The sequence below is a fragment of the Paenibacillus sp. DRB1-1 genome, from assembly GCF_052119485.1.
Classification (GTDB): domain Bacteria; phylum Bacillota; class Bacilli; order Paenibacillales; family Paenibacillaceae; genus Paenibacillus; species Paenibacillus polymyxa_B.
The window spans coordinates 131235-150491 of sequence record NZ_JBODQH010000001.1 but is presented as its reverse complement, the minus strand read 5'-3'; the positions used below and the strand labels follow the sequence as shown (position 1 = coordinate 150491).

18 protein-coding genes are annotated in these 19257 nt (G+C 45.3%); 15 read left to right on the top strand and 3 right to left on the bottom strand.

Annotation, left to right across the window (positions count from 1 at the left end):
• Positions 1–58: 58 nt before the first annotated feature.
• Together ACQW03_RS00590 and ACQW03_RS00585 are read left to right on the top strand one after the other, a co-directional pair.
• Complete coding sequence (locus tag ACQW03_RS00590; protein ID WP_441947813.1) at positions 59–2734, top strand: YhgE/Pip family protein; 2676 nt, start codon at positions 59–61, stop codon at positions 2732–2734.
• 404 nt (positions 2735–3138) lie between these two features.
• Positions 3139–4113, top strand: coding sequence for an aldo/keto reductase (locus tag ACQW03_RS00585; RefSeq protein ID WP_023988341.1), 975 nt, complete (start codon positions 3139–3141; stop codon positions 4111–4113).
• 147 nt (positions 4114–4260) lie between these two features.
• On the opposite strand, the gene ACQW03_RS00580 is transcribed toward ACQW03_RS00585, so the two are convergent.
• Positions 4261–5241, bottom strand: a complete 981-nt coding sequence (locus ACQW03_RS00580; RefSeq protein ID WP_441947811.1) for a DMT family transporter — start codon at positions 5239–5241, stop codon at positions 4261–4263.
• Between the two features lie 189 nt (positions 5242–5430).
• Between ACQW03_RS00580 and ACQW03_RS00575 the strand changes: the two genes are divergently transcribed.
• Positions 5431–6618 (top strand): GTP-binding protein, encoded by a 1188-nt coding sequence (locus ACQW03_RS00575; RefSeq protein ID WP_441947809.1) that lies wholly within the window; start codon positions 5431–5433, stop codon positions 6616–6618.
• Between the two features lie 5 nt (positions 6619–6623).
• Here ACQW03_RS00575 and ACQW03_RS00570 read toward each other — a convergent pair whose 3' ends face one another.
• Entirely contained in the window at positions 6624–7523 is a 900-nt protein-coding gene (locus ACQW03_RS00570) for a LysR family transcriptional regulator (protein WP_220031248.1), read from the bottom strand.
• Positions 7524–7617: 94 nt separating this feature from the next.
• Here ACQW03_RS00570 and ACQW03_RS00565 point away from each other — a divergent pair, with 94 nt between their 5' ends.
• Entirely contained in the window at positions 7618–7947 is a 330-nt protein-coding gene (locus tag ACQW03_RS00565) for an antibiotic biosynthesis monooxygenase family protein (protein WP_025722950.1), read from the top strand.
• A 155-nt stretch (positions 7948–8102) separates the two neighbouring features.
• Here the strand turns inward: ACQW03_RS00565 and ACQW03_RS00560 are convergent, their stop codons facing one another.
• Positions 8103–8972, bottom strand: a complete 870-nt coding sequence (locus tag ACQW03_RS00560) for a DUF421 domain-containing protein (protein ID WP_441947805.1) — start codon at positions 8970–8972, stop codon at positions 8103–8105.
• Between the two features lie 272 nt (positions 8973–9244).
• Here ACQW03_RS00560 and ACQW03_RS00555 point away from each other — a divergent pair, with 272 nt between their 5' ends.
• The 11 genes from ACQW03_RS00555 (at position 9245) to ACQW03_RS00505 (ending at position 19233) form a co-directional block, all read left to right on the top strand.
• On the top strand, positions 9245–9514 hold the full coding sequence (locus ACQW03_RS00555) for a glutaredoxin family protein (protein WP_023988351.1): 270 nt from the start codon (positions 9245–9247) through the stop codon (positions 9512–9514).
• 142 nt (positions 9515–9656) lie between these two features.
• Complete coding sequence (locus tag ACQW03_RS00550; protein ID WP_023988352.1) at positions 9657–10997, top strand: LLM class flavin-dependent oxidoreductase; 1341 nt, start codon at positions 9657–9659, stop codon at positions 10995–10997.
• A 17-nt stretch (positions 10998–11014) separates the two neighbouring features.
• Positions 11015–11545: an NADPH-dependent FMN reductase gene (ssuE, locus tag ACQW03_RS00545; protein WP_071640701.1), complete on the top strand. Its 531-nt coding sequence runs from the start codon at positions 11015–11017 to the stop codon at positions 11543–11545.
• 107 nt (positions 11546–11652) lie between these two features.
• Positions 11653–12543 carry a LysR substrate-binding domain-containing protein gene (locus ACQW03_RS00540; protein WP_441947802.1) on the top strand — a complete coding sequence of 297 codons (891 nt, stop codon included), beginning with the start codon at positions 11653–11655 and terminating at the stop codon, positions 12541–12543.
• A 160-nt stretch (positions 12544–12703) separates the two neighbouring features.
• Positions 12704–13552 carry a transporter substrate-binding domain-containing protein gene (locus ACQW03_RS00535; RefSeq protein ID WP_023988354.1) on the top strand — a complete coding sequence of 283 codons (849 nt, stop codon included), beginning with the start codon at positions 12704–12706 and terminating at the stop codon, positions 13550–13552.
• A 76-nt stretch (positions 13553–13628) separates the two neighbouring features.
• Positions 13629–14408: an amino acid ABC transporter permease gene (locus tag ACQW03_RS00530; RefSeq protein ID WP_076294145.1), complete on the top strand. Its 780-nt coding sequence runs from the start codon at positions 13629–13631 to the stop codon at positions 14406–14408.
• Complete coding sequence (locus ACQW03_RS00525; protein WP_023988356.1) at positions 14405–15115, top strand: amino acid ABC transporter permease; 711 nt, start codon at positions 14405–14407, stop codon at positions 15113–15115. The genes ACQW03_RS00530 and ACQW03_RS00525 overlap by 4 nt, the downstream gene beginning before the upstream one ends.
• The gene (locus tag ACQW03_RS00520) at positions 15112–15864 is read left to right on the top strand and encodes an amino acid ABC transporter ATP-binding protein (protein WP_071640705.1); all 753 of its coding nucleotides are present in this window, start codon (positions 15112–15114) and stop codon (positions 15862–15864) included. Before ACQW03_RS00525 ends, ACQW03_RS00520 begins: the two co-directional genes overlap by 4 nt.
• A 15-nt stretch (positions 15865–15879) precedes the next feature.
• A complete protein-coding gene (locus ACQW03_RS00515; RefSeq protein ID WP_071640707.1) occupies positions 15880–16896 on the top strand; it encodes an LLM class flavin-dependent oxidoreductase in 1017 nt (338 codons plus the stop codon).
• Positions 16897–16952: 56 nt separating this feature from the next.
• Positions 16953–18110: an amidohydrolase gene (locus ACQW03_RS00510; RefSeq protein WP_220031251.1), complete on the top strand. Its 1158-nt coding sequence runs from the start codon at positions 16953–16955 to the stop codon at positions 18108–18110.
• A 187-nt stretch (positions 18111–18297) separates the two neighbouring features.
• On the top strand, positions 18298–19233 hold the full coding sequence (locus ACQW03_RS00505; protein WP_441947798.1) for a dockerin: 936 nt from the start codon (positions 18298–18300) through the stop codon (positions 19231–19233).
• The last annotated feature ends 24 nt before the right edge of the window (positions 19234–19257 follow it).

Genomic DNA, 19257 nt, shown 5'->3' with positions numbered 1-19257 from the left:
AATACGTGTGCATACAACAATGGACGACAGGTTAATGTACATACAAGGAGTGATGAAGTTGCGGAAGATATGGCAAATCTACTTAACAGACTGGAGAAATGTATTCAAAGTATCGACCGGGACTTTATTAGTCATTGGCATCATTCTTTTGCCTTCTGTCTATGCATGGGTGAATTTGAAAGCGATGTGGGATCCGTATGCGAATACATCTGGGATTAAAATTGCAATAACCAGCCAAGATCAAGGTGCAGAAGTGAATGGTAAAAAGATTAATATCGGCGATGAGGTTTTGCATAACCTTCAAAATAACAAGAAGCTGGGTTGGACTTTTGTCAATGAAGCGGAAGCACGAAAAGGTGTGTTGAATGGTGATTATTATGCCAGCCTGCTGATCCCGAAAGATTTTTCAGAGAAAATTACGAGTGTGCTGACGGAAAATCCGCAAAAGCCGGAAATTGATTACGCCGTAAATGAAAAAATTAATGCAGTAGCTCCGAAAATTACATCTTCGGGGGCAACCTCTCTGACGAATCAGATTAGCCAAAACTTTATTGAAACTGCCAGCCAGGCTGTATTGACGAAGTTGAAGGAAGCAGGAGTCAAGCTGGAGGAGGAACTCCCGACGATTCGTAACATTGAGAACCGGGTGTTGGAGCTAAATAATCGATTACCGGATATCGATAGGTTGGGCAAACAGGCATTGGAGCTGGAGCAAAATCTGCCCAAAATTAAGGCACAGGGACAAAAGATCATTGCATTGAAGGAGAAAATTCCTGAAATTAACCGTGCCGGTGACCTGGTGCTCAAAATTGACAAAAACATGCCTGAGCTGGATAAGGTAGCCGCTGTTATTTTGGATATCCAAAAAAGACTACCTGATATTCAAAAGGCCGGTGATCGAATTGTTGAACTGGATCAAAATTTCAGCAAGGTAGAAAGCGCACTGGCCACCGCCCTAGAGGACACGCAAACGGCTCTTAAAGTCATTAATGCTGCCCAGAAAGCACTGCCAGAAGTACAGAAAATAGCGGACTCAGGCAAGGATTTTACAACCGGTTTACTTGAATTTCTGGACAAAAACGAGGGTGCGCTTGATTCGATGGGTACAGTAGTTAAAGAAGACTTACAATTAGTACAACAAATCGCGAATGAAGTTTCTCAGATTACAGACATTATTCGTGGTGTGGATTTTGATCCTAAAGCAGCACAAGCTGCGGTGAATCGTATCAGCGGTAGGCTGACAACTGCCGTGGGGGTGCTGGATCATATTTCTCAATTGCTGAACCGTGTGAACGGATATTTGCCAAGTCAACCTCTGGATTCACTTATTTCCCGTGTGAGCGGGGTAGAGGATCGTTTCCGTCGTTTGAATAGCACAGTAACTAGCATCGGGGATGCCATTAAGCGCGGCGAAAAGCCTGCGCAAAATCTGCTGGATGACGCTGATCGCCTTGCAGGAGAAATCAGTAGCGGAATTGACAGCATTTTGGGCAATTATGATACGGAGTATGCACCCGCCATTCAAAAGGCGCTGGATCAGATCAAATCCGTTGCCCGCAATTCTGCCAATGTGCTGACTACAGCTCAAGAGCAGCTACCGAATATTGAAAAGCTATTAAATGACGCACAGGCTGCAGCAGAATTCGGTCAGCAAGAGCTAACACGTCTCCAGCAGGATCTGCCACAGTACCGTCAAAAACTGCATGAAGCGGCGACGACGATTCAAGGGCGCATGGGCGAGTTTACGAATGCTGTGAACAAAGCGGCAGACTTTGTAAATAACGATTTGCCAGCAGTTAAAAGTAAAATTCATCAAGCAGCAGATTTTGTGCGTAATGATTTGCCTAAAGCGGAACAACAGTTTGTCAAAATGGCTGACTTAATTGAAAATAAATTTCCTGAAGCAGAAAAAGCGGTACACCAAGTAGCCAATTTTGTAAGGACCGATCTTCCAGCCGCCGAGGATTCCATACGTCAGGCTGCAGACACAATTCGCAAGCTTAAGGGCGAAAATGCACTCGGACGCGCTATTGCATTGCTCAAGGGGGATGTGAAAAAGGAAAGTGATTTTCTCGGCAGTCCAGTATCGTTGAAGCAGGAGCGGATATACCCAATCCCCAACTATGGTTCTGCGATGTCACCTTTTTACACTACATTGTCGATTTGGGTAGGTGCTATGCTACTGGTCTCGATGTTCAGGGTAGATGTGGATGACCCGGAAGGACAATTTAAAAGCTACCAAGTGTATTTCGGACGGCTTATGACATTCTCCACAATTGGTATTTTTCAGGCGCTGAGCGTATCTCTCGGTGACTTGTTCCTGCTCGGGGCGTATGTGGATGCCAAAGTAGCTTTTGTACTATCCTCTATGCTGATCAGTCTGGTGTTTACGGCGATGACCTATACACTAGTTTCTGTGTTCGGTAATATCGGTAAGGGACTGGCAGTCATCCTGCTGGTGCTTCAATTCTCCAGTTCAGGAGGAACATTCCCGATTGCGACGAGTACACCGTTCTTTCAGGCGCTGAATCCGTTCGTACCTTTCACCTATGCGGTTAGTCTGTTACGAGAGACAGTAGGAGGGATGTTGCCTTCAACGGTGATACGAGATGTGGTGATGCTGTTTGTATTTATCGGTGTTTGCTTCCTGTTTGGATTGGTGTTTAAGAAGCCGCTCAGCAAGCATACGAAAAAAATGGCCGAGCGAGCAAAAGAAACAAAATTGATTCCTTGATTGTAAAAAAGAGAGTGAGTTACGGTGGATGAATTGCGCTCCGCGAAGGATTTGATCTTACGATCGCTGTTGCCACGGGATTCTTGGATTAGACAAACATGAAAGGGTAAGAATCCCGTGACAAAGGCGAACGCTTCGCTTCTCCAGATTCAAATTCTCCGCTCCGCTGGCAACCACCGTAAAGTCACTTCTTTTAATATTCGGCGGGTAGTATAAGGGGAGATGGCCTCCGCATGTTATGCTTCGGCATGGTGTGGAGGCTTTTTTGCATGCGCTATCCACCATTTAAAATGCATTTTTGGGTGTTTCAATGTGGTTTTTTCTGGTGAATAAACGGAGTATGGTCTTTTTTGGCATGTAATTTTGCGGAATTTTAAAATCCTTTGGCAAAGGCGGGAAGCAGTATGGAGTATTCATACTTAGGAAAGTCAGGCTTGAAGGTTAGTCGGTTATGTCTGGGGACGATGAATTTCGGACCGGAAACCGAAGAAAAGGATGCGTTTAAAATTATGGATGCCGCGCTGGATGCGGGCATTAACTTTTTTGATACGGCTAATGTATATGGTCATGATCGTAAAGGCTGGACAGAGGAAATTATCGGACGTTGGTTCCAACAGGGCGGCGGAAGACGCGAGAAGGTCGTGTTGGCAACGAAGGTATACGGAGACATGAAAAATGAACATGACGGACCCAATGCAGGATCAGGCTTGTCTGCTTACAAAATTCGCCGTCATTTGGATGCGTCGCTGAAACGTCTTCAAACCGACCATGTAGAGCTATATCAAATGCATCACATTGACCGAAATGTGTCATGGGATGAACTGTGGGGCGTATTTGAGTCCGTGGTGGATCGGGGACAAGTTGATTATATCGGTTCCAGTAATTTTGCAGGCTGGCATATTGCGGTGGCGCAGGCAGAAGCGAAGGCACGGCGTTTTCTGGGGCTTGTATCCGAGCAGCATTTGTACAACCTGAACGAACGTTCCGCCGAGCTTGAAGTATTACCAGCAGCTCAAGAGCTGGGTCTGGGTGTGATCCCATGGAGCCCGCTGGCGGGCGGACTGCTGGGACGGAATGCGTTAGCAGGTACGGGTTCTCGCAGCGCACGCGCCAAAGAAAAGGTGGAGCAGAATCGTGCGAAGCTGGAGCAATTTGCAGCATTGTCCCGCGAGCTGGGTGAAAAGGAAGACGTGATTGCACTGGCTTGGGTACTGTCCCATCCGGCCGTAACGGCTCCAATTATCGGACCACGGACCTTAGAACAGTTAGAGGATGCTCTACGGGTACCTGAGGTCAAATTGAGCGAAGATGTGCTTGCCAAGCTTAATGAGATTTTCCCCGGTCCGGGAAAACCTGCTCCAGAAGCCTACGCCTGGTAATAATACTTCGTACTCGTAATAAAACATCATTCTTTGTGAGAAATAATCGAAAAAAAAGCAGCAGATCAAAGAGGAAGCTTCTGATCTGCTGCTTTTTTTCTGGTGCCTGATCCACACTTGAACGACCGTGACAAGAATAAATATGCGCTAAATGGGATCTATCTTTTTAGATATGATTTGCTGAGTGGTTTTCTTATGATGTGTTGCATAACTGTGCAGAATCATGCCGAGGATGACGATGAACATACCCATCCATGATAAAGGAGACGGCATGGGGATAGACAAAAAGATTAATTCTCCCATTAATGCAAAAAGAACTTCCAGCGATTGTATTGCTTCTACGGTCGCCAGCTTTTGCATATTTCCACGAACCTGATCTGTAGCTTTAAAAAATAAAACCGTAGCGATCACACCTGAAAACACGGCCACCAAAGCAGACTGTATCGTCTGTTCCTTACTTGGCATTCCCGCGCTGAAAACTCCATATAACGAAAGCAATAACCAGAAGGGTAAGCTGGCTAATGTCATCCCGAGCACACGTTGATAGGCATCCAATCGTCCCGCACAGACTTCCATCATTTTACGATTACCTAATGGATAGGCGAATGAGGCGAGTATGACAGGCAGAATACCGTATAAAAAATCTTGGGTAGAAATAGATTGCGACTGTTCGACTTGCATAACAATAATGCCGATTAAAATAACGAGAGACATCAACAGTCCCTGGAGAGGGATTTTTCCTCGTATTTTGACAGGGCCGTTCTCCGTTTGGACAACCTCAACAAATAAAGGGACAAGCAAAGAACCAGAAATAATGGTAATTTGCCAGGTTCCCGCGATCAACCAACCCGGTGAATAAGTCGATGCGAAGCATAATGGAGCATAAAATAAGCCAAATCCGATGAAGCTCCACCACAACCACGTTCCTGGTTGTTCCTTCATGACTTTCCAAAGTGGCTTAAGCTTTTGTTGGGTCATCACAATGAAGACTAAAACAGGAACCATAAACAGATATCGCAATGAAGCACTCCAGATCCAGCTCCCGCCAGACAGCTCCATAGACCGATTCAGAACAAATGTAAAAGCAAAAAAGAAAGCCGCTAACACACCTAACCATATTGAGCGCATAGCATTCACCTAATTCTTTAAGTATCGTTATTTCTCATATTAATAACTTTAGATCATTCAATTCAAGAGTTTCTTACAGTTGACAAGGTAAAAGGGATGCTGTATATTACTGAAAGTTGATGTTAATAGTAATTATTACGATTTAAAAAATGAAAATGAAAAGCCAATATTCAAGGGAGCGTAACAGTGATGAATAAGAAACCAATACCGGTAACAGTGTTGAGCGGATATTTGGGTGCAGGAAAAACAACGATTTTGAATCATGTATTAAACAATCGGGACGGAATGAAAGTGGCAGTCATCGTCAATGACATGAGTGAAGTGAATATAGATGCTGAGCTGGTTAAAAAAGAGGGCGGCTTGTCCAGAACAGAAGAAAAACTGGTCGAGTTGTCTAATGGTTGTATTTGCTGCACATTGCGTGAAGATTTATTGCTGGAGGTCAAGAAGCTGACGGAACAAGGCGATTTTGATTATATTTTAATCGAATCTACAGGCATCAGTGAACCCGTGCCAATCGCTCAAACTTTTACATACGTTGATGAAGGAACTGGCATTGATTTGGCTTCGCTGGCAAAACTGGATTGCATGGTGACCGTAGTTGATGCGAACCGTTTCTGGCATGATTTTGAATCGGGAGAAACGCTACTGGATCGCAGGCAGGCTACTGGTGAAGACGACACGCGTGATATCTCGGACTTGCTGATTGACCAGATTGAAACCTGTGATGTATTGATTCTGAATAAATGCGATCTGGTTCAGCCTGCAGAGCTGGATAAGCTGGAGGGTGTGCTGCGGAGATTACAGCCTGAAGCCCGAATCATTCGCACTTCCAAGGGAAAGGTCGCTCCTTCGGACATTTTGAATACAGGGCTGTTCAATTTTGACAAGGCTAGTCAATCCGCTGGATGGATTCGTGAGCTGGAGCTTGAAAGCCATACACCGGAAGCGGACGAATATGGGATCAATTCCTTTGTATATCGCCGTAGAAGGCCATTTCATCCTGCAAGATTGGCTGAATTTATGAACTACTGGCCGGAGGAGGTCGTTCGCGCCAAAGGTTTGGCCTGGATTGCCACCCCGCAGGATTGGGCAGCGAGTATTAGCCAGGCAGGACCATCTATTCAATTTGGCCCTGCGGGAAGCTGGCTTGCTGCGTTATCTGAAGAAGAACGGCAGGAGATCGTCGCAGCCGACCCTGAGGTTCTGGACCATTGGGATGAACAATGGGGCGACCGCATGAACGAAATCGTCATGATAGGTATTGGAATGAATAGACCGGACTTGGAAGAAGAGCTAGATGAATGTCTGCTGAACGATAACGAAATGGATATGGACTGGTCCAGTTTTGAGAATCCGCTTCCTTGGCCGACATAATGAGGTTAGCTGATCCATTCAGCAATAAAGTCCATACATTTTTTAGCTGCTGGAGAAACATTTTTTAGGGAAGCGGTAGCGATACCGATAGTACGGGAATGCCTTTCGTCCAAAGGTCGTATAGAGATGTCGTAAGGAATGTGAGACAGGATCATTTCAGGAAGAATACTCACGCCTAGGCCATTCTGCACCATAGCCATAATCGCATGGTCATCTTCTAATTCATATTTGATTTTAGGTGACATATGATGCTGTGAAAAAATATTTCTTATATCGGTGTCACAGCCTACAACAGGCATAATGAAAGGCTCATCTCTGAGCTGTTCTACTCGAATTGAGGCTTGCTTTCCAAGAATATGATCGGAAGGAAGTAGACAAAGCATGCTTTCTTCTTTTAATGGCAACGCCTCTAATGTGTCTAACGTGGGTAGGTTCACAAAGCCGAAATCCGCTTCCCCACTGACTATCCAGCTCTCAATTTCATGGTAGTTCCCATCGAGCAGTTTTACTTCAATAAGAGGAAACTGCTCATTGAATTTTTTTAGAATACGGGGCAGCCAATGAATAGAGACGCTTGAAAATGTGCCGATCTTTACGGTTCCGATTTCCAATCCTTTAATTAAAGCTACCTCTTGGTAAAGCTTTTCGTCCATTTGTACAATCTCTCTAAATCGCTTCATTAATCTTTCCCCATTATTGGTTAATCTGATGCCTGAACGACCTCGGATTAGAAGAGTCAGCCCTAGTTCATGTTCCAATCCAGAGATCGCATGGCTGATTGCTGATTGTGTAAGATTTAAAACTTCCCCGGCCTTTGTGAAACTTCTCATTTCAACTACGCAAAGAAAAATCTTATATTTAAACAAATTCGTGTTCACTCCTATTTTTTTATGAAATATATTCATGCATCATATCAGATATATTCATTTTTTTTATTTAATATTTATGATTATAATCAAATTAAAGAAAGGTTATTTAATTTTGTTTTAGGAGGGTCATATGAATTCAATTGCTAAAACTCCTCGTCCGCCCTATTATGCGGCTATCTTTACTTCTGAACGTACGGAAGGAGATGGCGGGTACGGAGTGATGGGAGACAAAATGGTGGAACTGGCTGCCCAACAGCCTGGTTTTCTAGGTGTGGAAAGTGTTCGTGACCATAATGGAGTTGGCATTACAGTTTCCTATTGGGAGTCTCTAGACGCTATAAAAAATTGGAAACATAACGAGCTGCACAAGGTAGCGCAGGAAAAAGGAAAATCCGAGTGGTATAAAACATTTGGTTTAAGAGTGAGCAAGGTAGAACGAGATTATTTTTTTACAGTGTAAATAGGTTCAATATCAAAGTTAGTGCGTAGCTGAGTCGAAGCTGGGAGTAGAGGTTGAATTGCATTGTTAAAAGAGCGTCTTCAAAGCCACAAACGGCTGAAGGACGCTCCTTTTTAGTTCCCATACTTATACTCTTATGGCATATGCGTATGTGCTCAGGACTTAGATGTATTTACCGGCTGCATCTCCTGTATAGCTTCTTTCAAGCTTTGTGAGCATTGCTCATATAGCTGTTTTCTTTGTTGCTCACTGGAACCAGATGCGAGTTTTTGCAACTCCGTTGTGCATTGTTCCAGCAAAATCAGCACGGCTTGATTCGAATCCTGCACCTTGTTTAGCTGTACATTGTCACTATATTGGTCAATGTACAGTTCTCCTTGCGGGTCCACCTGCGCGAAAAACACATCTTTGACCGTTAAACTCTTTTCCTTTAGCTTGGCATCCAGCCATTGTTGAGTGATCCCCATATATGCCATTTGTTGCTCCATAAGTTGTCCATCCATAATGACTGCTGTGGGTTCCTTCTCCGGTAATTGCAGCATATTCAGATCCTTAAGCGTCACCGGCTGCTTGTCTTTGGTTAACAGCACATTGACTTCGCCACTGGTTTCCATAAGAGCAAATTCCACGTCAGATACTTTGAATACATTTTTGCTTCGAAGCTGCTCCATGAGTTCATCCAGGGTGAGCCGTTCTTTTCTCAGATTATCCTCTAAAATTTTGCCGTCTTTGATCAGGATTGTTGTCCTTCCATCTGTTATATCTCTGATTTTCTTGCTTTTAATTTGCAAATATTCAATGCCAAGTGTTGTCAGTACCCATACTGACAAGGCTATGAGGCCTAGATACCAGGTGGATTCACGCTCCATAGGAATGGTAGCAGCCAGGTTACCTATCGTGATTCCTGTTATATATTCAAACAAGGAAAGCTGGGATACCTGACGTTTTCCAAGGATTTTGGTGATTAAAAATAATATAGCGACAGCCATTAATGTGCGTATAGCAACCTCGGCCCAATCCTGCATTTGCTCAACCTCATTTCATTTCGCCACAAGGGCGCTACTATTCCAAGGATATCCGCGTCAAGGCACATTTAAACTCCAATTCCCCTAAATTTAAATAACCGAGCTGCCAACAAACCGATTGATTACGATATAAAATTAAAATTTTCTATCGTTGAATTGTCAATGTCTATTACACAAGCGATTGACGGAAAAGGGATGGCAGGATACATTATAAATATAATTCTTATTTAATTCATCGGGATTATAAACATTAAGCTCACGGAGGTATGTATATGTCGTCCAAACCTAAAGTTGTATTGTGGAGTAAAACCGGCTGTCATTTTTGTGGAGAGATCAAATCGTACCTGGAATCCCAAAATCAGCCGTATGAAAATATCCAAGTGGACGGAAATGATGCGCTGCGTGACGTGCTGGAGACCAAATATGGTATTCGTTATGTCCCTGTCGTCGAGGTAGGCGGGGATAACAAATATGAAGCACTGCTCAACCCGGATCTGGAAGAGTTGGGTAAAGTGCTGGAAAGTTACAATCAAGTAGTATAGCCCAATAGGAAAAGGATCAGTTGCTCCGCTACCTATAAAAAATAAGTAGTGGAGACTGCCATACAAACCATTAGCAGCCTAGCTGCCCTAAAAAATGATAGCCGTAGGATAACAATTTATGTTCAAGAGAGGTGGAAGAGTTATGGCTAAGAATAGACAAATTAAATTTGGTGCGATTATTCACGGTGTTGGGGGAAGCATGACGACTTGGCGTCACCCTGAAGTACCTGCGGATGCGAGTGTTAACTTTGAATTTTATAAAACGCAGGCGCAAAAGGCAGAGGAAGGAAAGTTTGACCTCGTATTTATCGCAGATGGCCTGTTCATTAACGAAAAATCCATCCCCCACTTTCTGAACCGTTTTGAACCAATTACGATTTTGTCCGCTTTGGCTGGAGTGACGAAGCATATTGGACTGGTCGGCACACTGTCGACTTCCTATAGCGAACCGTTCACGGTAGCACGCCAGTTTTCTTCCATTGATCATATTAGCGGAGGTCGTGCAGGCTGGAATGTGGTAACTTCCCCGCTGGAAGGCTCTGCCCTTAACTTTAGCAAAGGCGAGCACCCGTCGCATCCGCAGCGCTATAAAATTGCAGAGGAATATTTACAGGTTACCAAAGGACTGTGGGACTCGTGGGAAGAGGATGCGTTCGTTCGTGATAAGGAAGCCGGCGTATTCTTTGATCCTGAAAAGCTGCATACATTGAACCATAAAGGTGAGTTTTTCTCTGTGCAGGGTCCACTGAACATTGGACGATCCAAGCAGGGACAGCCGGTTATTTTTCAGGCAGGTTCCTCGGAGGATGGCAAAAACCTGGCCGCCAAGGAAGCGGATGCTGTATTTACAGGACATGAAACGTTAGAGGAAGCACAGCAGTTTTATCGTGATGTGAAAGAACGTGCGGTACGCTATGGTAGATCCGAAGAGGATATTGTCATTTTGCCGGGCATATCGCCGATTATTGGCAGCACGACGGAGGAAGCGGAACGTAAGTATGAAGAGATCACTAATCTGGTGACGATTGAGGCTGCGTTAAAATATTTGGGACGTTTCTTCGATCATCATGATTTCTCACAATATCCGCTGGATGAGCCATTCCCTGAGCTTGATGGTATTGGTAGCAATGCGTTCCGCAGCGGTACTGATAAAATCAAACGAGTAGCCAAGGAACAAAATTTGACCTTACGCGAGGTTGCGTTGCGTTCAGCTACGCCGAGAACCTCTTTTATCGGAACCGCTGAGCAGGTAGCGGACCGAGTGCAGGAGTGGTTCGAAAGAAAAGGAGCAGACGGGTTTATTATTGGTTCTGATGTGCCATCGGGTCTGCATGACTTCGTAAATCTAGTTGTGCCTATTTTGCAGGAACGCGGTATTTACCGTCAGGATTATGAATTTAGCACACTGCGTGAAAACCTGGGTGTGCCTATTCCTGAGAATCGCTATACAGCAGCCAAATCCAAAGTGAAGGTTGACGCATAACAGAAGGAGGAAAAAATATGTCCAAGGTTGTCATCCTATCAGGCAGTCCGTCTACACAATCCCGTTTATACGGCTTGGTTAACTATACAACGGAGCAGTTGCAGCAGGCTGGAGCGGAGGTCACACTGCTGAATGTGGTCGACTTGCCAGCGGAGGATTTGATAAAGGCTAACTTTAATAGTCCCGATGTCACTGCATCACTTGCGCTGATTGCAGCAGCGGATGCCGTTATTGTGGCTTCTCCAGTCTATAAGGCGTCCTATTCAGGACTATTGAAAGTATTCCTGGATTTGGTTCCGCAGGAGGGGCTAAGGGGGAAACCTGTCCTGCCTTTATTTATCGGAGGCACGCTGGCTCACCTGCTGGTCATTGACTATGCCTTGAAGCCGGTTATTAATGCACTGGGTGGAAGACATATTCTTGGCGGGGTGTATGCAGTGGATCAGTGGGTCGAACGTCTGCCGGATGGACTATACGGGTTGTCCGAAGAATTGGTGGCACGGTTGGAACGTTCTGTTAAAGAACTAAATGAGCTATTAAAGTTATAGATATTTTCAATATTTCCATTGACAGGTCGTTCAGTGAGTTTTATGATACAAAAAACCAAGTTAACGTATTGGATAAATGTATATAAAACTTACTGGGGGACTTGCGTATGAATATCGAGAATATGGAAGCCTTTGTATACGTGAATCATTATGGAAGCTTTAACAAGGCGGCAGAAGCCTTGTTCTTGTCCCAGCCCTCCGTTACAGCACGGATTCAGACGTTAGAGCGCGAGCTAGAATGCAAGCTGTTCGACCGCCAAAGCAAGCAAACGGTTCTGACGGAGGATGGACGAAAGTTTCTTCCTTATGCGGAGCAGATGCTTCAGGTGCTGCAAAAAGGGAAGCAAAAGCTCCAACAGCGTAAGAAAGCCCCTCAGCAAATTCGAATTGGCTGCACGATATCGGTGTCGAACTACATCATTCCTGAAATATTAAAGCAGCTTCGTGCCCGTTATCCAGAGGTTAACTACAAAATTGTGACGGCTACGACGGATCAACTGGTACATAAGCTGTTGAACCGTGAGGTAGACATCAGTTTTGTCCGTAAAGTGATGCATCCGGCTGTCCGTACGCTTGCTTTTTATGAAGATCCGATTTCCCTGTATGTATACGACGGCCATCCGTTTATGAAGACAGGAAAGGCCAGCATACAGGATATTCAACGTGAAACACTGGTGTTTTTCGAATGCGGATCACTAGATTGGATGAGGATTCATCGCGCTTTTGAATCACTGGAGCAGCCACCGGACATTGCTTTTCAGGTAGACAATGTGGTCACGGCCAAAAAGCTGGTATTGGAAGAAGCGGGTATTGCCTTTTTGCCCGATGTCTGTGTGAACCGTGAAGTGAAAGATCAGAAACTGTTCCGTATCCATGTTCCAGAGGTAGCTGGGGTGTCTATGCAGATTAGCATAATAGCGACCAAAGAAGACTGTGCAGTGACCTCGGATTTTGCAGATGCACTGACAGAAGGTTTCCGGGGTGCTGTTTTGTTATAGAAAAGTTCTATGGCTTGATGGATTGACGTATTGGTTTCCAGGTGTTAAATTAATCACATCCTAAAACCAATTAAACTTATAGGAATTATTAATAATCAGATGTTGTAGCTACCATGTATGTCGCAAACTGCTGATATACAAAGAGATGAGGGGGATTCATATGAAAAAGTGGTTTGCAATATTGTCTGTTATGGCAATCATCCTGGTGTTGGCAGGCTGCGGTTCCTCAGATAACGCGTCTAGCGCGTCAGGTTCAAGCGGAGACGTGAAGAAAATTATCGTAGGCACAGGCACTCAATTCAAAAATGTATGCTTTATTGACGAAAACGGAAATTTAACAGGTTTTGATGTGGAGCTGATTAAGGAGCTGGACAAGCGCCTGCCTCAATACGAATTTGAATTCAAAACGATGGACTTTGGAAATTTGCTGCTAAGTCTCGATGCCGGCAAGATTGATCTGGTATCGCATCAAATGGAAAAAAACCCGGAGCGCGAAGCCAAGTATCTGTTCAACAAAAATCCGTATAGCATTTTTCTGAACAGAGTCGCTGTAGCGAAGGATAACAATACCATTCATTCAATTGATGATTTGAAAGGAAAAAAGGTACTCACCAGTCCAACCAGTAATGCGGCGTATGTGCTGAAAGAGTATAACAAAACCCACGGAGATGCCCTGAATATCGTTTATACGAGTGGTGCAGCCAATGATACGGTACAACAAATTACGAGCGGCCGTATAGATGCTACCGTTACGACAGACTTTGCGAACCGTTTTAACACCGATGAAAAAGGAGAAGTAGCTCTGAAGACCGTTGGTGATCCTTTGACTCAATCGGATGTACTGTATGTACTGAACAAAAATGAGCAAGGATTGGCGGATGACCTGGACAAAGCCATTCAGGAAGTGAAGGACGACGGTACGTTGTCGAAGCTGAGCATTAAATGGCTTGGAGAGGATTTCACTAAGTCTCTGGAAGATGTGAAAAAAGAAGGTAGCAGTAAGAAGTAAGGATAGACTTGGACATTTCAGCGGTCAGGGTACTCTATGTATTCTGACCGTTGATGTATAGAAAGGAGGCAGGCATATGAGCAGAGAGTTCAATATTGACTATGTTTTTAGCTTTATCCCGAAAATGCTGTCTTACTTACACATCACCTTGTTTATTGTGGCAAGCTCGCTTGTATTGGGGCTTATCATTGGTCTGTTGGTTGCGCTGCCTCGCATGTATAACATTCCATTTCTCAAACGTGTTTCTCAAGTGTATGTTTCCTTTTTTCGCGGAACACCTATTCTAATCCAATTGTTTCTGGTGTATTACGGGCTACCAGAGCTACTAAAGCTGGTGGATATCAATTCCTCCAGATGGGATGTGCTGTGGTTTGCCGTAGCGACCTACGCGCTCAATAGTGGAGCCTTTATTTCCGAAATTATCAGGTCAGGAGTAGAGGCAGTAGATCGAGGACAAATCGAGGCTGCGCAGTCCGTCGGCATGTCAGGCTATCAGACCTTCACACGTATCATAATGCCGCAAGCGCTGGCTGTGGTGGTTCCAGTATTTTCTAATCTGGTGATTGGCAATCTGAAGGATACTTCGCTGGCATTTACGATCGGAGCGATGGAGATGACAGGGAAATCACAGACATTAGGGTCGGCTACCCAGCATTTTGTTGAAACCTATATCGCGTTATCCCTTATCTATCTGGTGATCAGTCTGATTTTACAAAAATTGTTCAAGGTGCTGGAAAATACGCTTCTCCGGCATGAACATCGGGATGCAGTACAGAAAGAACCCGAAAAACGAAAAGGTTTTGTGGTGCGCTACCTGAGAAGTCCTCGTCTTAGTAAAGGAGGTAAAGGCATATGAGTCTGGATTTTGGATTTATATATACTGCCTTTTTAGGGTTGTTCTCCGCGCTGCCCAACACTTTAATTATTACGGTGGTTTCCGTACTGGCAGGGTTGGTCATCGGTATTATAACGGCACTGGCGCGAATCTATAAGGTTCCTGTGTTGTCCCAAATTTCTCACGGTTACGTTACCTTTATCCGTGGCACACCGATGCTGATGCATTTGCTGCTTATTTATTTCAGTTTGCCTTTGTTGATTGATGCGGGAGCGAAGCATTTCGGCTGGCCTCTGCATTCCAAAGATGTTCCTTATATGGTATTTGCACTCATTTCGTTTTCCATTACCAGTGGCGCGTATATGTCTGAGGTCGTCCGTTCTGGAATCCAATCGGTCAACAAGGGGCAAATCGAGGCGGCTTATGCCGTTGGTATGACGACGTGGCAAGTGCTGAGACGGATTGTATTTCCGCAGGCGTTCGTGGTGAGTTTGCCAAACCTGACGAATTCCGTTATTGGGATGCTTCATGGCTCTACCTTGGCCTTCACGGTTTCGGTCACAGAAATCCAGGCACAGGCTGAAATTCTGGCATCTACCAACTGGAAATATTTAGAGGTATATATCGCGGCTGCACTGCTATTTTGGGGTTTGACGGTATTAATTGAGCGAATATCCGGCTTAGTGGAGAAAAAAATCAATGTGTTTAATGGAGGTCGAGCATCATGATCCGTCTGCAAAATATAACGAAGTCGTTCGGCAAACATGAAGTGCTCAAAGGCATTGATTTGACCGTGAACAAAGGCGAGGTCGTCGTTATTTTAGGCCCGAGCGGTTCAGGAAAAACGACTCTGCTACGCTGCATTAATTATCTGGAAAAGCCGAATGATGGGGAAGTCAGCATTGGCGATTTTACAGTGAACTGCAAGCGACCTGCGAAGAAGGATGTTTTGGCTCTACGTCAAAAGACGGCTATGGTTTTTCAGCAGTACAATTTGTTCAAGCATAAAACAGCACTGGAAAATGTCATGGAGGGACTTGTCGTTGTCCGCAAAGTCAAGCACGAGGAAGCGAAAAAAATTAGCATTGAAGTGCTGGAAAAGGTCGGTCTGGGTGAAAAGCTGAATCATTATCCAAGCCAGCTATCCGGCGGGCAGCAGCAGCGTGTTGGCATAGCGCGTGCCTTGGCGCTGAACCCGGAAGTGATTTTGTTCGATGAGCCGACTTCGGCGCTGGACCCTGAGTTGGTGGGTGAGGTGCTGTCGGTGATCCGCAAGATTGCGAAGGAAGGCATTACAATGATTGTCGTTACACATGAAATGGGTTTTGCGCGCGATGTTTCAAATCATGTGGTATTTATGGATGGCGGTCATATTATCGAGGAAGGCACACCGGACGACATTTTTAACCACCCCAAAGAGGAACGTACCAAACAGTTCCTGAAACGGATTACACCGGAATATAACTATTCAATTTAGACGGGAGAGGGAGACATGAGTATTAAAATCGGAGTATTGGATCAAAGCCCTATACATGAGGGGGAAACAGCAGCGCAGGCCCTTCGTAATACGATTAAGCTAGCACAGCGTGTAGAGGAATTGGGGTTTACGCGCTTCTGGGTATCAGAGCATCACGATTCCGAGCAGGTTGCGGGCTCTTCGCCAGAGGTACTCATTTCCCATTTGCTGGCACGCACTGAGCGTATTAAAGTCGGTTCTGGTGGAGTGATGCTTCAGCATTACAGCCCTTATAAAGTAGCTGAAAACTTTAATGTGCTTTCCTCTCTTGCACCGGGTCGCGTAGATTTGGGAATCGGACGTGCGCCGGGCGGGTTGCCGAAATCCACACAGGCGTTACAACGAAACGTTCATGACGCGCCTTCTCTCGAAGAAAAAATTGATGAAGTAAGTGGCTATATTCATAATATTCCGTCTGAAGAAGGACCGTTAGCCGGGTTACAGGCGAATCCGATTCCAGAAACACCAGCGGATATTTACGTTTTGGGTACAAGTACAGACAGTGCTGGAATTGCTGCGCGTTTGGGGTTGCCCTACGTTTTCTCGCAATTTATCAATAGTAATGAGCAGGTTGCATTGGAATCATTCCGTACGTATCGGGAGTCTTTCGATTATAGTTATGGACGTGAACCGAAAGCTCTTTTTGCGCTTTCAGTCATCGTAGCGGACACTTCCGAGGAAGCTGCAGAGCTAGCAGGGGAGCACAAGCTGTACAAAATTCATCTGGCCAGTGGCAAGACGGCTACGGTGGGCACGCTGGAAAGTGCAGAAGAGTTCGGCAAGCAATCAGGTGAAGAATATACAATTGAAGCTACACAAGCGCAAATTAACAAAGGGAATAAAGACGAAATCTATGCTGTGTTGACGGAAATTCAAGCGAAGTATCAGGCCGATGAGCTAATTGTTACGACAGGAATAAGGGATATACACAAGCGCGTGCGCTCATTCGAGTTATTGCATGAAGCTTTTGCCGGGTTGCCTGTGCAGTCCTAGATGTTGCTGGTCTGAGAGAATTATAACTATTTTGGGTTCACGAAGGAGGAATAGGGATGAGTGGATCAACCGGGACGAAGGAGCAGGTTTTGGAGCAGAAGCTGGTGGACATTCGCCGCCATCTGCATCGAAATCCCGAGTTATCTAACGAGGAGGTTGAAACTACCGCCTTTATCCGCCGTCTGCTGGAAGAACAGAACATAACCATTCTGGATGTGCCGCTACGTACCGGATTAGTAGCGGAAATCGGCGGACAGCAGGAGGGACCAACTGTTGCGCTTCGTGCAGACATTGATGCGTTGCCTATTCAGGAGGAGACGGGATTGCCTTATGCTTCGGTGCATTCCGGCAAGATGCATGCCTGTGGGCATGATTTTCATACCGCATCCCTGTTAGGAGCAGCCGTATTGTTGAAGCAGCGGGAGCAGGAGCTGAAAGGCACGGTTCGGTTGGTTTTCCAGCCAGCTGAGGAAAAGGCCAAAGGCGCTACCCAAGTGCTGGACAGCGGTGCGTTGGCAGGGGTGCAGGCCATATTTGGCCTACATAACAAGCCGGACCTGCCCGTAGGCACGGTCGGCATCAAAGAAGGCCCGCTAATGGCAGCGGCGGATGGTTTTTACATCGAGGTGGAGGGTCTGAGCACACATGCGGCAGTGCCGCATGCAGGGATTGACCCCATCGTGGTATCGTCACATATCATTACGGCGCTGCAATCCATTGTGAGTCGGAACGTTAATCCGCTGGATAGCGCGGTCATTAGCGTCACGAAGCTGCACAGTGGCAACGCCTGGAACATCATTCCTGACCGTGCACATTTGGACGGAACAATTCGCACATTTGATGAGAATGTTCGCGCCCAGGTGACTGAGCGCTTTGAGCAGGTCGTAAAAGGCGTTGCCAATGCTTTCGGCACGAAAGCATCTATCCGTTGGATCGAGGGTCCGCCACCTGTACTGAATGACGGTAAGTTGGCCGTCATCGCGGAAGAGGCGGCAGAAGCGGTCGGTCTGGACGTAGTTCGTCCCATACCATCCTCGGCGAGCGAGGATTTTGGGTTTTATCAGAAGAACATCCCCGGTGTGTTTGTCTTTGTTGGCACTGCGGGAAGTCAGGAATGGCATCATCCTGCCTTTGATCTGGACGAACGCGCGTTGCCCGGAACAGCGAAGCTACTGGCTTCACTGGCAGAATCGACATTGATATCCATAGAGTAGGAGTGCGAGCCTAGTCTATGGATACTTATCCCCTCCTTGTAGAGGGGATATTTTTGTTTGACGCTATATCATTCCAATGATAGTATAAAATTGTAATTTTATTCAAAATCGAGAGCGGGTGTAATAAGAGAGTAGGCGTTGTCGTTTTAGATGTCTCGTAAAAATAAAAGGTATGGAGGTTAAATAAATGCCGAAGAAAAAAGGAATGATCATGGCTTCTTTTTCATTGGTAGTGGCTGCTTCTTTACTGGTTGGCGGGGCTAACGTTGGTTCAGCAGCCTCAGATTTGGAAAGCACTTCTGATATAGAGTCGACAAATATTAATTTGGCTGCTGCTGATATACCTGCTAAATTTAAGCCATCGATAGAATGGGTTTGGAAGAATAGAATGGTCAAAGAAGGCTCTACCAACCGTAAAAATTTGATTTTTGATCAAATCTATGCGGGAAAAGGAACGCTAAATTATGTAGTGCGTTGGCAATCCTCTAAAAATATCACTCTTCAGCAGCGTAAAGATATGGCTTCTATGCTGAGTCGCCAAATCAATAATTGGAATAAGCAGTTGAAAGGGTATGATGGATGGCCTTATAACAATATTACAGTAAAAATAGTAGGCTGGGCCGTTGCGAATCCATCACAGATTCTTAACAAACAATCTAATGAAATCGTTTACACGGATACCATTACAGATGACTTAAGTAAAACAGACCCGAATATTCCAGCTAAACTTCCGGTTGCTCCTAACGCACTATCGAGATTTGAACATTTTATGGACCCTAACTATTCTTACCCGGGTGGACTGGACAAGCGGTTTGATATGTACTTATGGGGAACTTCCAATTTTCAGGGTGGAGCCGGCGGAGATTGGGGGCAACGTATGCCTGATGATTATATCCTGAACACCTTGAATTCGGATGAAATCCAGATTACAGAGCATGAGATGGGGCATGGATTCGGGTTGCCTGACTTCTATGAAGAACATGAGCGTCCACCCGGTGGTTTTCCTGTGCCAACTATTATGTGGGCCGGAAATTCTCCCAAAATAACAGAGTGGGATACCTGGATGTTGCGCTATACCTGGAGCCAGGTCAAGAAGGATACTACTCGTTTTCCTACCCGCTAAAAAATGCTAGAGTAGTGTGAAAAC

Coding starts and splice junctions, on each gene's coding strand:
- ACQW03_RS00585 (WP_023988341.1), top strand. CDS start 3,139: ATGGAGTATTCATACTTAGGAAAGTCAGGCTTGAAGGTTAGTCGGTTA.
- ACQW03_RS00580 (WP_441947811.1), bottom strand. CDS start 5,241: ATGCGCTCAATATGGTTAGGTGTGTTAGCGGCTTTCTTTTTTGCTTTT.
- ACQW03_RS00575 (WP_441947809.1), top strand. CDS start 5,431: ATGAATAAGAAACCAATACCGGTAACAGTGTTGAGCGGATATTTGGGT.
- ACQW03_RS00570 (WP_220031248.1), bottom strand. CDS start 7,523: ATGAATATATTTCATAAAAAAATAGGAGTGAACACGAATTTGTTTAAA.
- ACQW03_RS00565 (WP_025722950.1), top strand. CDS start 7,618: ATGAATTCAATTGCTAAAACTCCTCGTCCGCCCTATTATGCGGCTATC.
- ACQW03_RS00560 (WP_441947805.1), bottom strand. CDS start 8,972: ATGCAGGATTGGGCCGAGGTTGCTATACGCACATTAATGGCTGTCGCT.
- ACQW03_RS00555 (WP_023988351.1), top strand. CDS start 9,245: ATGTCGTCCAAACCTAAAGTTGTATTGTGGAGTAAAACCGGCTGTCAT.
- ACQW03_RS00550 (WP_023988352.1), top strand. CDS start 9,657: ATGGCTAAGAATAGACAAATTAAATTTGGTGCGATTATTCACGGTGTT.
- ssuE (WP_071640701.1), top strand. CDS start 11,015: ATGTCCAAGGTTGTCATCCTATCAGGCAGTCCGTCTACACAATCCCGT.
- ACQW03_RS00540 (WP_441947802.1), top strand. CDS start 11,653: ATGAATATCGAGAATATGGAAGCCTTTGTATACGTGAATCATTATGGA.
- ACQW03_RS00535 (WP_023988354.1), top strand. CDS start 12,704: ATGAAAAAGTGGTTTGCAATATTGTCTGTTATGGCAATCATCCTGGTG.
- ACQW03_RS00530 (WP_076294145.1), top strand. CDS start 13,629: ATGAGCAGAGAGTTCAATATTGACTATGTTTTTAGCTTTATCCCGAAA.
- ACQW03_RS00525 (WP_023988356.1), top strand. CDS start 14,405: ATGAGTCTGGATTTTGGATTTATATATACTGCCTTTTTAGGGTTGTTC.
- ACQW03_RS00520 (WP_071640705.1), top strand. CDS start 15,112: ATGATCCGTCTGCAAAATATAACGAAGTCGTTCGGCAAACATGAAGTG.
- ACQW03_RS00515 (WP_071640707.1), top strand. CDS start 15,880: ATGAGTATTAAAATCGGAGTATTGGATCAAAGCCCTATACATGAGGGG.
- ACQW03_RS00510 (WP_220031251.1), top strand. CDS start 16,953: ATGAGTGGATCAACCGGGACGAAGGAGCAGGTTTTGGAGCAGAAGCTG.
- ACQW03_RS00505 (WP_441947798.1), top strand. CDS start 18,298: ATGCCGAAGAAAAAAGGAATGATCATGGCTTCTTTTTCATTGGTAGTG.